Source organism: Halioglobus sp. HI00S01 (assembly GCF_001635445.1).
GTDB lineage: Bacteria > Pseudomonadota > Gammaproteobacteria > Pseudomonadales > Halieaceae > Halioglobus > Halioglobus japonicus.
In genome coordinates, this window is sequence record NZ_LWEE01000058.1 from 307,673 (window position 1) to 323,847 (window position 16,175).

The following is a 16,175-nucleotide window of genomic DNA, read 5'->3' on the forward strand; positions in this document are numbered from 1 at the left end:
TTTTCAGTTGAGTAGGCTGTTGCTAGCGTATCCCACGGTGCGGGCACCAGACTAGCGCAATGACAGAACACAGAGTGGCCCGCGATGCTGTGTCAGCGGTTATTTGCCGAAGCCTTCGCTTGGGTGAGCGCTATGCCGGCCAACACGAACAGCAGGCCCAGAAACTGGCTTGGACGCGCACTTTCCCCGAGGAATAGCACCCCGGCCGCGAAAGCGATCGCTGGGATGATGTAGTTGATGATCGACAAAAAAGATGGACCGCAGTCTGCCACGACGCGGAAGTATATCCAGGTGGCCAGGCCAGTGGAGGCGACGCCCAGCGCTAAAGTTGCACTGAGCGCAGGCAGCGTCGGTGCTGTCCAGGTCTCAGCCTCGAGATACAGCGTAACAGGCAGGAGGAGGACAGCGCCGACCGATAGCGACCCGGTTGCAACCGCGAGCGAATCAATAGGCGGTAACCGTTTGGTCTGCACCGCGTTACTGGCGTAGGCGAGTGTTGCGAGTAATACTGCAATCTGTGCCAGCAGGGTCCCGTCGCTTCCCTCCCGCAGCGGTGCGCCGCCTATCAGAATCACAACGCCAGAAAATCCTAGCGCTACGCCGAGTAAACGGCGACTAGTCAGCGTTTCTTCGTGTACGAAAAAATGGGCGAGAACCATGGTGCTGATAGGCATCAAGGCCATGAGCAACCCCGCCTGGGAACTACTGATCTCAGTTTCGGCCCAGGTTATGAGCGAAAAGGGGATAAGGTTACCTAGCAGAGAAAGTAGCGCGAACCGCCCCCACCAAACCGGTTCGTGCGGCAGCCGTTGCCCTTGCCATCGCATGATGACGTACAGTGTGGCCGCGCCCACGACGAGACGGATATTCACGATAGTCAGAGGAGCAAACGCGTGCAGCGCAACTGCGATGAGGTAGAATGCAAAGCCCCAGGCAAGGCTGAGCAGTAAGAGAAAAAACCAGTGTTGTACTGTTGGTGATTGCATGTTTTTTGTCACTGCTTTAACTAGGTGCGGTTTGATACGACAGTGCATCTGCACTGTCTGCGACGCGTCAAAAATCAAGAAGAATACCGGCACTCGACATTCCGGAGTGAGCTTCCGTATCCCACTTCAGGTGGCCCGCGCTGATGTATATTTTATAGAAAATATAGAAAGTAAAGCATTTGCCAAGAAATGCCATGTCTCCGTCCAGTTCAACGGAACTCATCGAGACAATGTCTGCGGAAGCTAGCCCGCCTTTTCATATGTCAGATATCGGGACACGGGGTAAATACGCGACGCCGAAGAGGTTCACTGAAGAACCATCAAATTCGACGTTGCTATCGTCTTACTCACCTAGATCGTAGCAGTCCAGCTCAGGCGAGAATATCAAGAAAAACGTGTCGGGAAACTGGTATCTAACAAACGCTTTTTACTCAGTTAGCCCCGTCACCTTATCGACAGGAATCATATTCGCAGTTCTGTCGGAGTGAGTTCTGGATTCTGAACTTCCTTCTGTGAAATGTGTGAGTCCGCATCGGCAGGTCAAACGTTTACATCCTGCCGAGCCTGATGAGGTTCTGGGTTGCCGCATGACTCATCCGAGACTGATCGCCGATCGAAAAAGCCCTCCCTTTGGCTCTTCTAGGTTATTGCAACGCACTTTACTCTGAGCCAAAGGATTCTATGTCGTTAAGATAAACTGCTTCTTCATTAGAATTGACTCAGTTGCTGGTTACAGGCCAAAGCAGGTGTGGTACAAGACAGCATGAATAGTACAGACTTCGATAGAGCTGTTGGTAGATTGTTGCGCGCAGGAGATTTTCGCCGGCTAGTGGCGCTGTGCAGAGCGATGCGAGCTGAGAACCCCCTTTACGCCGACGCATGGTTTCTCGAGTCGGTCGCTGCCGAGGTGGGAGGAAATCTGGGTGCGGCGTTGAAGTTGGTTGATAGGGCTCTTGAGATCGATCATGCGAATCCTGAATACCTGACCCAAAAGGCAAGGTATCACTCATCGGCCAACCAAGACGCCGAAGCCGGCAATGCCGCCGATATGGCAGTCAGCGTAGGTGTCCGATCGCCTCAATCAATGAATACCCTAGGTGTGGTCTATACCCGATTGGGTAGACACGAGAATGCGCTGAAATTGTTGACTCAAGCTGCTGGCCTTAAGCCTGCGGACCCGGACGTAATTTTCAATCTGGCAGCCTCAATGCAGTTTATGGGCAGGCATGATGATGCTCGTAAGAATTACGAGCGTGTGACTCAGTTGCAGCCTGACAATGCGAGAAGTTATTGGGCGCTTTCTGAACTGGAAAAAGTGGACGTCAGCGATCGTTATGAGAGCGCGATGAGAACGCTGGCCCAAAGGCCGGGGCTTAGTGATCGGGACGAACTTTACTTAGCCCATGCTTTGTCTCGCATAGAGGAGTCTCGTGGAGAATATTCTTCGGCGCTGCGAAGACTTCGTGCCGCTAAAACTCGGCGCAGGGAGTCTCTCGAATACGAGTTTGATCAAGACGCTGCGCTTTTCAATGCCGTGATCGAAAGCTTCACGACGGTACAGCCGACAAAGAATGCGGATGCCTCGTCGGTGCCGTTGCAAACCCCTCTGTTTGTCGTGGGGCTTCCGCGGACCGGCACAACGCTAGTCGAACAGATACTGACGGCTCACAGTAAAGTTGCCAGCTTAGGTGAACTTCAAGACTTACCATCCGCCGTAAAACGTCTGTCTGGTGATACTGGTTGCAAGATCATATCCCCCGAGGTCATTGAATCAACAGCACGCGGCGAAATTCCCTTAGAGCGCGCTTACATACATTCGATCGCCCCCCGGCTCAAAAATATACCCCCCGGTACTAGCTACTTCATTGATAAAACACCGTTGAATGTTTTTATGCTTGGATATGTCATGCGATTCATGCCAAGGGCAAAAGTAATACTTTTGCGCCGAGATCCAATGGATACGGTGCTATCCAACTACCGCCAACTTTTTTCAACTGACTACTCGTATTACAACTACAGCTACGATCTAGAGGATACGGCGTGTTACGTCGCAGCATTCGAGGCATTAGTAGATCACTGGAAGACAGTGTTAGGAAAAAGAATGCTTGTCATCGACTACGAGCTTTTGGTTGGAGATTCCGAATCCTACTCACGGGCCATGTTTGACTATCTGGGCCTAGATTGGGAGCCTGGTTGCCTTCGCTTCTTCGAAAATAAACGAGCTGTAGCCACACCCAGCGCGCCTCAAGTTCGGACGCCTGTTTACTCTTCAGCTGTCGGGCGCTGGAGGAAGTACGGCTCTATTATCGAGCCTGCTAAACACAAGCTAGCGGAGCTAGGTATTACTCGCACCGCGAGTTAAAACGTGATTCAAGATGAGCGGCACTAGCGGCGTTAAGGTAGCTCTGCTACGTCCGATACCTCAACTCATGAGGCTGTTTGAGATAGGAGTACTTTCCACGGCTTAGACAACGACGCCGTCATTGCTGACGACGTCGCAGGAGACGTCAAAAGCTGTAGGTGGCGCGCAAACCGATAGTACGCGGAGCTCCCACGAAGTTTCCATATGATCGTAGCGTAAATCCACCGATATTGTTTCCCGGCCCCGTCCGCTCGTCCTGTAAGAACCTTCTCGTTGTGCGGGTACCAGTTACGTACTCCTCATCAAGAAGATTGTCCACAAAAGCCTGCAACGTCCAACTGTCTTTGCTGAGCGTCGCCGAGAGGTGATGCACGTCGTAAGAGGGTATAGCTTCGCCACCAAAATCCCCGGGGTTTCCATCGCTATCAACTAGGGGATCGTCGCCACCGCCTGTGACATTCAATACATCGCTGGAGTATACAAAGCCGTAGTTAATGTCCAGATCCATTTCCCCGAGACTCGTGCTGTAGAAAATATTGAAAGTGCCTTGATGCTCTGCGTGTCCTGGCAGGCGTGCCCCACTAAGTGCTGTAAAATTGCCTACCAGGCCCGGCGCGTCTTCGACTAACTCCGCGTTCGTATATGCATACGTCAACGTTGCTTGCAGCTTTGAGGTCAGCGCCCAGGATCCCTGGAACTCCAAGCCCTTACTCTCGGCGGCAGAGCCATTGCCTGTGATTGGCAGGCTACCGAAATCGGTGACCGTGCCGACCTGTAGGTCAGTCCAGTCGATATAAAACAGGGCGGCCTGAATAGACATGGCTCCTTCAAGTAAATAGCCCTTGTAACCGAGCTCATAGTTGTCGATCTGATCAGGGTCTACAAAAACTTCGTCGGGGAGAGCGCAGAGTTGCTGTGTACCACTATTGATCTGCTCATCGGTGCAGGCAGGCACCGCATTGACGCCGCCATTCCGATATCCCTCAGAATAAGTCGCATAGATCATGTTGTCTTCGTCGATGTCAAACGAGGCGTTGAGCTTTATCAGATCTCCATCGTCGTCCCCCACGTTGGTACCTAAATCGATATTTATAGAATCCTGCGGTTCGCCCAGGAATACTGTTTCGAACAGTGGCAGACCAAAACCACTGGTGTTGTCCACCTCGAACTCGTACGCCCGATAACCAACCGTAAATTCAAGGCGTTCGTCCAACATTCTGTAAGAGATCTCACCGTAGAATGCGGTTTCTTTTTCGCTGTTAAAACCACGGGAGATATATTCGAGGCTATCGGGGCGGAGTTGAACACCGCCAAAGTTTTCAACGGCAAACTGGTCAAAGCCTGGCGTGAACTCGCGAGACTCATTAAACGCTTCCAGTTCGTTCTGGAAATAGCCAGCTACCCAGGATATTGGTCCGTCATGCTGCGAAACGAAGCGAATTTCAAGCGTGTCGGTTTCCTGTTCCACAACTTCTCTGGTGAAAGATGAAAACTGTGGGAAAGCCTCATATCCATACTCGAAATTGAGCAGCAGGTCCGTTTGATCACGCTGTCCCAGTTCGTCAAAGTCAGTTTCGCCATACACGAAAACTGCCTCTGCGAAACCAAGATCGGCCTTCACATCAAGGCTGATGAGCTCGTTTTCATAATCGTTTGGCTCTAAGTAGCGAAGTCCTGACTCGTAGAAACTCGTCCCAAAGGCCAACTCGTGGGAGATTTGTCTGCCACCGCTTTCGGTATCCTGGTTGAGATACCACAGGCTAGCATCCAGCCAATCGTTTGGAGTCCAGCGAAGATTGACCCGGATGGATAAGGTTTCTTCGAAATTGACGTCTTCAGCGTTTCGAAGGTTCGCCTCTACTTCATCAGGATTATCAAAGTCTGGTTCTGGATCGGAAGCCCCAGACTCCCTAACTACGAATGAATAGTCGATGAAGCCTGGGTCGTCCAGGCGGTCAACATTTGCTCGGAGCGCCAATTGACCCTTGATGATCGGGAGGTTGACTGTGAAACCGGCGTCATTAAGGAAATCATCGGCCTCGCCACTTTGACTAATGACCCCACGAACGTCGAGACTGAACTCCTCTGAATCAGCGCGCTGTGGTAGGTATCGGATGGCGCCGCCCATGGTGCCTTGACCATAGAGGGTTCCCTGCGGCCCGATGAGCACCTCCACGCGCTCAAGGTCGACAGGCTTTACATCGAAGGCTACGGGTATGTCTCCGAAGTATGTAGCCACAGTATTTGAAGAAAATCCTGGTCCCAGTCCTGTGGTGTTCAATCCTCGCACGAGAATATCTGGCACTTCGTCTCTTGGGCCACGGTCTATCACTTGCAAACCAGGTACATATCTAGAGATCTCGTTGATCCCAAACAAACGCAGCTCGTTGATTTTTTCGCCGGTGACCGCCGAAATATTGATCGGGATATCTTGGACTGATTCACTACGGCGAGATGCGGTAACAACTACTTCTTCGAGCATGGCTCCGCTAGAGTCTTGCGCGAAGGTATGAGGTGTGGACATCGCAATAGCTGGTGCAGATGCCATCGCTACAGCGTGTGCAAGGGGATTTCTACGTTTCCTGGTTCCAGCAGGCATTTTGTTGGCTCTCCTCTCGTTAGAGTACGGGTGATCTCGCATTCTCTGCGGTTAATCGCCGTCAAAGACGGCCGATAAATGGTATCCATCGCTTTTGGGTGAGGTTTTCCTCGAGATCATGGGGAGGCGGTAAGGCAATACCTTAAGAGTACCCCCTCTTATGAATTAGATTAAGGTATGCAATGTTTGCGCCAGTGACGAAAAGTTATGCGAAAGCCACAGAATGACATCAAAAAATAGCGCTGCGCTGTGGATAGGCGCTTTAGATGAACCCGATATTGAACTCGCGCTGCGCCATATTGGTGCATGACTCTTGCCGGTCGTGCAAATTTCTTCGTTGGCGATGTACTTGATACCTTTTCCGCGCCTAGCTGCTGTGACTAGTACACAATATCGCTTTCTTGGCGCCAGGACGCCTTGGTAACGAGTGAGGTTGACGCATGCTTTGTGTTCCAGGGTAGTCAGACGGGCAAAGAAATCCATTGGTTCGAAGGCCACCTCTCTCGCTCCATCCCGGTGCGGTCTCTTCAGGGTCTAGATCACTTTGCCCGTGGAACTCAATGAAAGCCGGTGAGCTGCCACGGCGAGTCGGGAAATGTATCGACACAGGCGCTCAGGCCCGTCTTTCTGATATCCCTTACAGCGGACCTCGGCGTGCACAGAGACGCCTTGGGCCTTGGCCACTCGCTCCAGTCCAGACTCAGGCTGGTCCAGCGAAGCGCTCACGGGTTCCTGTTCTAGCAAGTCTTGGCGTTCGAGGCAGCGGCCAACGCGCTGGCTGATCCGTTGAGCCAACTCTCCCAGCTCGCCTTTGTCCGGTGGCTTGACGCGTTGAAATCGGGACGGCCTGTTGTAGCGATACACATAGATGCCCTCCAGGACCTGGATGTGACAGTGAATATTCAAGTTGAGAGCGAATCCGAGCGGCCGAGTGGCAGGCGTACGAGGAGGTCAATCAACAGTTTTGCGATGCCCAGCGGACCTGTGACGAGGGTATGATCGCGGGCAACGTTGATCTCATATATCGATTCGACAATGGCATGCTACAAAATGGTGATGTCAATTTGACTGCCTGCACAATCATGGTAGGTGGCTACTTGGTAAATCTGGAACTCAGATCGCCGCTTGCCGGCATGAAGTTATGACAGCCTATGCGTGTGTCGCTATGTGGGTGGTCTGCGGTGGTATCGCCTGGAACACCGCATCAGGTCGAGGCGGGAGCAGCGGTCTATGGGCGCTATTCAGCCTATTGCTAGGACCGTTTTCGATTCCCCTAACGTTGCTCGTCAGTCCACAGGGCAAGTCCTGGTGCCGCACACGAACACTGGTGGGGGGCAAACAACGTAACTTTTGCGGCTGTATACGTGCGTTCGCTAGCGCTATCATGCCCACATACCCTTGACTGAAAGAGATCGTCCCCGATGATGCGTTTAATTCGCGTTGTACTATCGCTAGGTGCCTTTTTCTTCGCTGCCCATTCGCAAGCGGCCAGCCTGTCAGACTGTGCCACGATCACTGCCGACACGCAGCGACTCGCCTGTTACGACAAGCTGGCCCGGAATGCGGCGCAGTTCTCGGTCGAGCCGGTCGCCGCTGAAGAGCGCGAGGAACACACAGGACCACTCACCGCGCGCCTGGAAAAAGAGGAGGAACTCGTCGACCAGATCTGGGCCATTATTCCTCACAAGCGCAATTATCTGTTGCCCGTCACCTACAACAGCACACCAAACGAGGAGGCCTGGGCCGATATCTTCCCGGGCGCCGAGATGGATAAGATTGAGGCGAAGTTTCAGATCAGCTTCAAGGCGATGTTATGGCGGGATATTTTCGGCGAGGGCACCGATCTGTGGGCTGCCTATACACAGGAAAACTGGTGGCAGGTATACAACTCCGATGAATCTGCGCCGTTCAGGGAAACCAATTATCAGCCCGAGGTGATGCTCACCCGCTCGAACGACTTTGAAGTGCTGGGTTTCCGCAATACCATGCTCGGACTCAGCCTGACCCACCAGTCTAATGGACGCGGCGACCTGCTCTCACGCAGTTGGAACCGGGTGATAGGCAGTGCGACCTTTGAACGCGAAAACTTTGCCCTGATCGCCCGCGCCTGGTATCGACTTCCAGAGAGTGAGGAAGACGACGACAACCCCCGTATTTATCGCTATATGGGCTACGGTGACCTGAACGGTGTGTGGCAGCTAGGTCGGCAAGAGCTCGGCTTTACCCTGCGCAACAACCTGAATAGCGAAAACAAGGGCGCCATCCAGCTTGACTGGACGTTCCCGCTCGGGAACAGCGATCGTTTTCGAGGATATGTGCAGTATTTTAATGGTTATGGCGAAAGCCTGATCGACTATGACGAATCGACCAATCGCATCGGCATCGGTGTGACCATGACGGATTTGCTGTAACCACAATACATTGCGGGCGATATATACCTGTGGCTTAAGTCCCGATTTTTCCGGCCGCGGAAGACGATCTCGGCGCGATCCGGTTCGATAATTGCCTGCGCCTCCAGCCTCGAAGCTCCTTGCTGGCTGTGTCTACCTCGGGATACGCTTGCTCCCAGAACGTGCGCCATTCTGCTGCGGGGTTGGCGTGGCTCTGGGTACCCCCGACACAGCGGGCACGGTCCCGGGCTCAGGAACGGGCGCTCCGCCGTGGTGTCGTTCGCGAAAACCATATTATATACAGTGCCCTCGAGCCAGATTAGGTGCGGCCTCCCGGACTGGAAAGGCAGTACATTCTCTGCGGTGATCGATGCCTTCAAGGCCTGCGCCAGGGGCTGAGTGGTAGCGCCTGTCCCGCTGCCCATATCGGCGAAAGCTAGCTCGTTTGCTATCTTCCAGGTCGCACAGAACCGTTGAAGTCAAACACAGTGTGACTGTGAGCCTTGGCGGAAAATATAAGAAGTGTCAGTCGCTTGAGTAAATTCGAGCCGTTCTGGTTACTTCCACCGATTGGTAGACAGACTATGGTGCTCAGAATGAATCGGGTATTTATTCACTTATACTGACACATTATTTAGTCGGTTTAATAAAGGTTACTCTTAAGAATGAACACGATTAAGTTGGTTGAGGAGAGCTTCGCGAAACTGCCCGATGGACAGAGGTTTGCAGAGCTCTTCTATCAAAGAATTTCAGAGCAATCGCCGCATCTGATGCCACTCTTTGCGAACACCTCGATGACAAAAATGGCCAATAAACTGCTTGCTGCTTTAACCGCCATGGTTGCGGCTTTGCATGACCCCGATAAATTGCAGAATATGCTGGGGCCACTGGAGCAGCGACACTTGTCTTATGGTGTGCTGGAGTCACATTATTCTATAGTGGGCCAAACTCTGCTTCAGACCCTTGAGGAGCAGCTAGGCGAGCTATGGACGGATGACTATGCTGCAGCCTGGTCAGAGGTTTATAGCAACGCTGCTAGAATCATGCAGGCGGGTGCGGCGAGAGCGCACGCGCAAAACCCAAGCACGAGAGGTTCCGCAAAGAAACCACTAAAAACCAGTGCTTTAGGCTGGCTATATGCTCTGGAGGTGCCAAAGTTATTAGTATATTGGTTGGCGTTTTCGGCGGTGGTGTTACAGATTGCCGCGATTTATGGGGTTCCGGATTGGACCAGGTTACTTAGCGCCTGCTCCTTGGTGCTGTTAGTGCTGACGATGCTTCGCGGCAATAACGACGCAGTAAAGGCCGGACTGCTTGAATGCTGGAAAACGATTGACAGTTCCCACGGCGTGAAGATATCACGGGCGAGACAGATTGCGATGGAGCGTCTGAATCAAAAGAAATGCGCCATGAACAGAATGGAGCTGTTAGAAGCAGGCCTGATGGATATGTCATTAGATGGCGCTGACCTGAGTGATTCAAATCTCAGTAAGGCAGACCTAACGGAATCATCGCTAGTTGGCGCGAACTTTACGAAAGCCAGATTAGATAAAGCATTATTGGTGGGTGTCTATGCGCCGAAAGTAGACATGTCATTTGCCACTTTGGCGAAGGCTAATCTATCTTCATCTGATTTGGAAAAGGGCTCGTTCCTTTTCTGCAATATGAAAGGTGCCAATTTGTCGGGCGCCAATTTGCAGGGCGCAAACTTAACCGGCGCACTGATGGATAACAACACCTATTTATCAGGGGCTGATCTCCGAGGTGCTGTTATCGATGACAACACCTTGAATCAAGCATACGCCATTGGAGCGATCAGACCCGACGGCAGCGTTGTGACCGGGGGGTAGGGCTCCATCGAGTGGGCATGTTATTTTGAGATTAGACCCCCTCGTTGATTTCGTCGACTGAGCCAACTGATCTGGGGAAGTGTCCCCTTGTTGATCCAAAAATCCTGTTCACTGCCTTGGGCATGCTATTCATATCCGTTCATTCCCAAACGAGAATACGCAACAACTTGTGCCACGAGATTTTCATTAGCGTCCTTGCTGACTTGGGTTCGTGGATTTGCTTCCTGCGAAAAGTAGTTATGCCTAAGTCGACGTTTTTGGCCGGTGGTGCCACGTGTGGCAGGGCAGGGGCGTTCTGCTCCTTTCTCTCAAGATGAGCAAGAATTCTATCGATGATGTCCTGACCTTCGCTTCAGGTGATAACTCTGTCAGATCTACTGCAGCGACCACAAACTGCAATATCGATACTGAATACTCGCTTTGTGCGCCGCTGGTCTGGTTGTGCACTCCGGATGGGAAGGCGGCCCTGTATGCTTGGTTGGGCATGAGCACGACTTAGTTTAGTTTTCTGCTACTCGTTGCCACCCTTCCCCTTGCGGCAGTCGGTGGGTGAAAGACTCTATAAGTCTTTGAAAATCGATGAGAGATGGTGGACCCAGAAGGAATTGAACCTTCGGCCTGCCGATTATGGGTCGGAGCCGCTAACCGATCTAGTGACGGGCTGAAGCTGGTCAGCTCCTTCGATCGCGGCTGTGGTTGAGCGATAGTTTCCGCACTTTGAATTTGCGGCCCTTGATCTTGCCGTTGGACAACTGCTTCAGGGCGAGCTTGGACTGCGACCGCTTGATGGCGACGTAAGCCACGTACTCCAGCACGTCTATTTTGCCCACTGCATTCCCTTCGATACCGCCTTCTCGGGTCAACGCACCGAGTATGTCTCCCGGACGTACCTTATTCTTACGACCGCCGGCAATGGCCAGGGTCACGAAGGTGGGCGGTGGCAGACTGGCCGCCGTGGGGCGCAGCGCCTCGACGGCTTCGAATTCCACTTCGCGATCAAGGTATTGGCCGATCGCATCCAGGCGATAGCGCTCTTTGTCTGTGAACAGGCTGAGGGCCAGGCCTGACTTACCCGCTCTGCCGGTACGACCGATGCGGTGCACGTATTGCTCGGTTTCCCTGGGGAGGTCGTAGTTGATCACTGCGGGGAGGTCGTCGATGTCCAGGCCGCGGGCAGCTACGTCCGTCGCCACCAGCAGGCGCACGCTGTTGTGCTTGAATTGCACAAGCACCTGGTCGCGTTCGCGTTGATCGAGGTCGCCGTGCAGGGCCAGGGCGTCATCGTGGGCGTCGCTGAGAGCTTGGGTTACTTCCCGCACGCTCGCTTTGGTGTTGCAGAACACCACTGCCCTGTCGGGCTGGTGTTGGGCAATAAGCTGCAGTAAGGCCTCTCGCCTGGCGGCAGGCTGGCAGATGTAGAACAGTTGCTCGATCTGCTGGTCCTCGGCCTGAGGCGCCACCTTTATCATCTGGACGTCGTCTGACTGGTAGCGGTGGCTCAATCGCTTGATATCGTCCGGGTAGGTGGCAGAGAATAGCAGGGTTTGCCGCGATGTTGGTGTGGTGCTGATGATGTCGCCGATGTCCTCTGCAAAGCCCATCTCGAGCATCCTGTCCGCCTCATCCAGTACCAATGTGTTGACGCGGGAGAGGTCCAATGTCTGTTTACGCAGATGATCTTTAATTCGCCCCGGAGTGCCCACGATTATGTGTCCACCGTGTTCAAGTGAGCCAATTTGTGGGCCGATGGACTGGCCGCCACACAGGGTGACCACCTTAATATTGGCCTGATAGCGCGCCAGTCGCCTGATCTCTGTTGCAACTTGGGTAGCCAGTTCACGGGTTGGGCACAGCACCAGGGCTTGTGCGCCAAAATCCCGGGGGTTCAGCTTGCAGAGCAGTGGCAGGGCAAAAGAGGCGGTTTTACCGCTGCCGGTTTTGGCCTGGGCGATCAAATCCTGGCCCGCCAGGGTGAGCGGAAGTGAAGCAGCCTGGATCGGCGTCATCTCGCGATAGCCGATTTGCTCGAGATTCTCCAACTGGGCAGGTGGTAGCGGTAGCTGTGAGAAGGAGCTGTTCATCTGATTAAAGTGTCCTGGAGCCTATGGCCAAGTCTGTTGCCGGAAATGTGGTGCGTTAACAGCGATTCGAGGCCTGAACCTTCGCTATCCGATCTCTGAAGGTTTCGGGTACCTCGATGACGCAGCTGGCCTGATAATCAAAGAAAAGTAGTGTTGTGACTACCCGGGCCAGCTCGCGGTCCTGAGTCAGATTCTGGATACGATACACCAGATTAAAACTCTTTCGGCCCAGGTTGCTGGGTGTGAGTTCAATCAGCAATTTCTCTCCGTACTTGGCTTCCGACAAATACTGTACTTCAGAGTGCGCCATGATCAGCCCTGCATCTTCGAACGCCATGGCGTCTGTGTAGCCCAGGCGCTTGATAAAGCGCAGTTGGGCCTCCATGGCGATGGGGAGCACTCGATCTGCACCGAGGTGATTGGCGGAGTTCACATCCGAGTAGAGAACCTCGTACTCGGTCGAGAAAAAAAAGCTTTCGGGAAGATCGATGTGCTTCCGCTGTGTGTTTTCGTCCTTTTGCTTCATCGGAACCTCATCATTCCGTGCGTTGATTGCGTTCGCAGTTGCCGCCCCTGCAATACGCAACCAGCGGGGTGGGCCAGAGCCCGCTTTACGCCGCCTCATCCTCCGTCCCCAGGCTCGCCTTCAACTGCGCCAGCTCATTCCTGACTTCCTTCAACTTTTGGTTTTGCTCGGCGCTCGCTCCGCGAGCTTCCTTGAGCGACTTTTCGAGCAGTTCATTGGCTTTGGTCTTCTCAGCCAGTTTTTTCTTGTTCGCGTCCAGGTTCTTCTTCATTCGAGCGGGATCAAACTGGGCCAGGGTCTTCACCTGCTGGCGTTCTTCAGCCAGGTCTTTCTGCAGATTTTTGATTCGCTGCTTCATTGTAGTCACCTCGTCCTGCAAATTCTGGCTGCGGTTACTCAGTTCGCGGTTCTGCTGCTCCAACTTCTCATTGGCTACCGCGCTGGCGGTAAGCTGCTTAATGCTTTCCAGTTGCTGGTCGATGGTCGTCTGCAGCTGCTCCTGCTGATCAGTCAATGCCGCTTTATAGCGTTCGGCCTCGGCGGTGAGCGCATCCAGTTTGTCCTGGTATTCAGCGCGAAGGTTTTGTTCGAGTTCGATGATTTTTTCGAGTTTACTTGCGGTTAGCATAAGCGGTACAGCGGGCCTCTTTGATATCGGGGAGGCCTCCGACCATGGGCTACTCGTTGCCACCCTTCCCCTCGCAGGCAGTCGGTGGGTGAAAGACTCTATAAGTCTTTGATAATCGATAAGAAATGGTGGGCCTAGAAGGACTTGAACCTTCGACCTGCCGATTATGAGTCGGATGCTCTAACCAACTGAGCTATAGGCCCTTTGCGAGGGAGCGGGGATTATAAGGAAGAATCGGTCGCTCGCCCACCCCCGAGTCACGCGCTGTCCCGATGTGTAGCTTGCACTTCCCGCCAATCCGGGCAGAATTGACCACACTGATAATAACAAACGTGGGTCGGTTCCAATGCAACGACGTTCAGGTGTTCTGTCCTTAGTGGCGGGTTGGGTGGTTCTGTTTTCTCTTATGGGGTGCAGTGGCAAAACCCTGGATCCCGGGGTGCCAGCGGCGCAGGAGAATCCAGGTGAGGTCGAGAACCTCAGCTGGTGGAGCCGGGCCGCCATGGATGCCTATCTGCGCCAGGATGTCTGGCGCGGCAACCGCGCCGGCTATGTGCTGATGTTTGCCCGCGACGGTGTGCCAATTCACGCCAATGCCTACGGCTGGGCCGATATCGCCAGCGAACGGCCGATGATGCTCACCACCCCTATGCGCTTCGCCTCGATGACCAAGCCCGTGATCGCCGTGGCCGCTATGCAGCTGGTCGAGCAGGGGCGCATGGATCTGGATGACCCTGTCGCAAAATATATACCTGCTTTTGCTGACAGTCAGGTCGCGGTAAGTCAGGCCCGCAATGCACAGGGTGATTTTGATACCCGGCCTGCTCAGCCGGTGCTGGTCCGCCACCTGTTGATGTTTGCTTCGGGTATCGGCCCCGGGCGGGATGAAGAAACCGAACTCTGGCAACACTGGCAGGCCAACAGCCCCCGCGAAGAGGGCGCTGGCACATTGCAGGAACGTATTTCGGCCATGGCCTCACTGCCCTTGTTTGAAGAGCCTGGCACCCGTTGGCGCTATGGCTGGTCGGCGGATGCCCTGGCCGCGGTCGTGGAGGTTGTATCCGGGCAGCGTATCGATGCCTATTTACAGGCAAATGTGTTTGAACCACTGGGCATGGGGCACACGCGCTACCTGGTCAATATGGCGGATCGCAGTGGCCTGGCCACGGTGTATCGTCACGATGCCTCGGGAGAACTGATCGATTTTGGTTCTACCATTGATGCTGATTTCCCCGAGGGCGGCAGCGGGCTGGTGTCTACTGCAGGGGACTATCTGCGGTTCGCCCTGATGCTATGGAATGATGGCACTTACCAGGGCGTGCAGGTGCTGCAGCCCGACACGCTGGCACAGATACAGGCCCTGCATGTCCCGGGTGGGGTGATGGCTCATGAGGGAATTGAAGGCATTGGCTGGGGCCTGGGGTTTGCGGTGGTGGCTGATGACGAAGCGAGCGTGACCCCCGATCGCACGGGTGACTTCTGGTGGGCGGGGTACTTCGGTACCCATTTCTTCGTCAGCCCGGAAACCGGGCTGGTGGGGGTATTGCTGTCCCAGACAGAGCCCTCCCCCGGCAACGAAGTTCCCTTTGCCCTGTACGTGGCTCAGGCTATTGCCTTTGCCGGGCTCTGATCAGTCCACCACTTTGGCTTTACCGTGGATGAGGGGGAGGTCCAGGTAGGTCTTGATCCCGGGTTCGGCGCGGCATACGAAGGGGATGCTGTTCACACAGTGCATGGCCGTGGCCACCATGCCGGGGTTGCGCCGGTGGACTTCGCTCCAGTCCATGTCCCGGGTGGGGTGTACGCCGTGCGTCTGTATGTACACTGGCGGATCACCCTCTACCCGCATCGCAAAGCACTCACCGCTGGCGGCGATTTTGTCCGCCTCAAACCAATCGGTTTCGATATTGTCGGTGCCCATGTACCAGTTCACCTCAGCCTTCACCACCGGCTCGCCGTTGCTCAGGCCCTCCCAGCGAAAGCGCTGGGCGGCCACGTGGCCAGGCTGTATCGCACCCATGGGAGTGTCGATGGGGGCGGTGGCGAGGGCGAAATCGTGACTGGCGCGCAGTGGGCCATCCAGAGTAAAGCCCATGGCGTCTGCGATCATGTGCACTGACTGGCCGAAGCCTGAGCCCAGCAATTGCAACATGGGGCTGTTGGCGGCGTCTTCGGGTGTTCTGCCGAACAGCATAATGTCGTGTAGCACATCGGGTGCGCCGTAGGTGCGACAGTCTGAATACTCTTCGCAGCTGACATAGGTCACATCGCGTGAGAACGAGGACATCACCAGCGGCCATTTTTCAGTCACGCCGCCGGGGTGAATGCCAGTGCCATGTAGTGTGCTCTGGCCCTGCTCACAGGCGGCGTCGATGGCGGTTGTTTTCAGGTCGCGGGGATAAAACCAGCCCAGTGGCGTCACCACGTTAATACCCGCCTGGAGAAAGGCGAGGATCTCGCTTTCGATGGGGACCAGCGGGCTGTAGAGAATACAGTCTGGCGCAAGCCCGATCAGGGCATCGATATCGTTGGTGGCTTTAACGCCGGTCACCAGGTCGGGGCGATCAGCCAGCGCGCCAGCATCCTGGCCAACCTTGCTGTCGCTGTGCACCCACACCCCGACCAGTTCCAGTTCCGGGTGGGACACAATGCCCTCAATGGCGGGCCTGCCGAGATTGCCGGTTGCCCACTGCACCACTTTATACGTCATGCTCCGAACTCCTGTTGTGATTATTGTTGGTGTTACTGGCTGC

At 54.4% G+C, this 16,175-nt stretch carries 10 protein-coding genes, 1 tRNA gene and 1 pseudogene; 4 read left to right on the forward strand and 8 right to left on the reverse strand.

The window, feature by feature from the left end; translation table 11 throughout:
* Positions 1–92: 92 nt before the first annotated feature.
* Positions 93–1,079, reverse strand: a complete 987-nt coding sequence (locus A3709_RS09725) for a DMT family transporter (protein WP_066053653.1) — start codon at positions 1,077–1,079, stop codon at positions 93–95.
* 670 nt (positions 1,080–1,749) lie between these two features.
* On the opposite strand from A3709_RS09725, the gene A3709_RS09730 reads away from it, so the two are divergent.
* Positions 1,750–3,348: a sulfotransferase gene (locus A3709_RS09730; RefSeq protein WP_156507651.1), complete on the forward strand. Its 1,599-nt coding sequence runs from the start codon at positions 1,750–1,752 to the stop codon at positions 3,346–3,348.
* Positions 3,349–3,493: 145 nt separating this feature from the next.
* Here A3709_RS09730 and A3709_RS09735 read toward each other — a convergent pair whose 3' ends face one another.
* Complete coding sequence (locus A3709_RS09735) at positions 3,494–5,947, reverse strand: TonB-dependent receptor (RefSeq protein WP_066053658.1); 2,454 nt, start codon at positions 5,945–5,947, stop codon at positions 3,494–3,496.
* A gap of 534 nt (positions 5,948–6,481) precedes the next feature.
* Positions 6,482–6,856: pseudogene (locus tag A3709_RS25005) on the reverse strand (transposase); the annotation flags it as partial.
* Between the two features lie 512 nt (positions 6,857–7,368).
* Between A3709_RS25005 and A3709_RS09745 the strand changes: the two are divergent.
* Both A3709_RS09745 and A3709_RS09750 read left to right on the forward strand, forming a co-directional pair.
* Positions 7,369–8,358, forward strand: coding sequence for a phospholipase A (locus A3709_RS09745; RefSeq protein ID WP_082850034.1), 990 nt, complete (start codon positions 7,369–7,371; stop codon positions 8,356–8,358).
* 644 nt (positions 8,359–9,002) lie between these two features.
* Positions 9,003–10,187, forward strand: a complete 1,185-nt coding sequence (locus A3709_RS09750) for a pentapeptide repeat-containing protein (RefSeq protein ID WP_066053666.1) — start codon at positions 9,003–9,005, stop codon at positions 10,185–10,187.
* A gap of 671 nt (positions 10,188–10,858) precedes the next feature.
* On the opposite strand, the gene dbpA is transcribed toward A3709_RS09750, so the two are convergent.
* The 4 genes from dbpA to A3709_RS09770 all read right to left on the reverse strand — a co-directional run bounded on the left by dbpA (position 10,859) and on the right by A3709_RS09770 (position 13,625).
* Positions 10,859–12,268, reverse strand: a complete 1,410-nt coding sequence (gene dbpA / locus A3709_RS09755) for an ATP-dependent RNA helicase DbpA (protein ID WP_066053669.1) — start codon at positions 12,266–12,268, stop codon at positions 10,859–10,861.
* 55 nt (positions 12,269–12,323) lie between these two features.
* Complete coding sequence (locus A3709_RS09760) at positions 12,324–12,794, reverse strand: thioesterase family protein (RefSeq protein ID WP_066053672.1); 471 nt, start codon at positions 12,792–12,794, stop codon at positions 12,324–12,326.
* Between the two features lie 85 nt (positions 12,795–12,879).
* Entirely contained in the window at positions 12,880–13,422 is a 543-nt protein-coding gene (locus A3709_RS09765; RefSeq protein ID WP_066053674.1) for a hypothetical protein, read from the reverse strand.
* A 126-nt stretch (positions 13,423–13,548) separates the two neighbouring features.
* Positions 13,549–13,625 (reverse strand) — tRNA-Ile (locus tag A3709_RS09770).
* 143 nt (positions 13,626–13,768) lie between these two features.
* Between A3709_RS09770 and A3709_RS09775 the strand changes: the two genes are divergently transcribed.
* Positions 13,769–15,052, forward strand: coding sequence for a serine hydrolase (locus tag A3709_RS09775; RefSeq protein ID WP_082850036.1), 1,284 nt, complete (start codon positions 13,769–13,771; stop codon positions 15,050–15,052).
* Here A3709_RS09775 and A3709_RS09780 read toward each other — a convergent pair whose 3' ends face one another.
* Entirely contained in the window at positions 15,053–16,132 is a 1,080-nt protein-coding gene (locus tag A3709_RS09780) for a dihydrodipicolinate reductase (RefSeq protein WP_066053680.1), read from the reverse strand. It lies immediately after the preceding gene.
* Between the last annotated feature and the right edge of the window lie 43 nt (positions 16,133–16,175).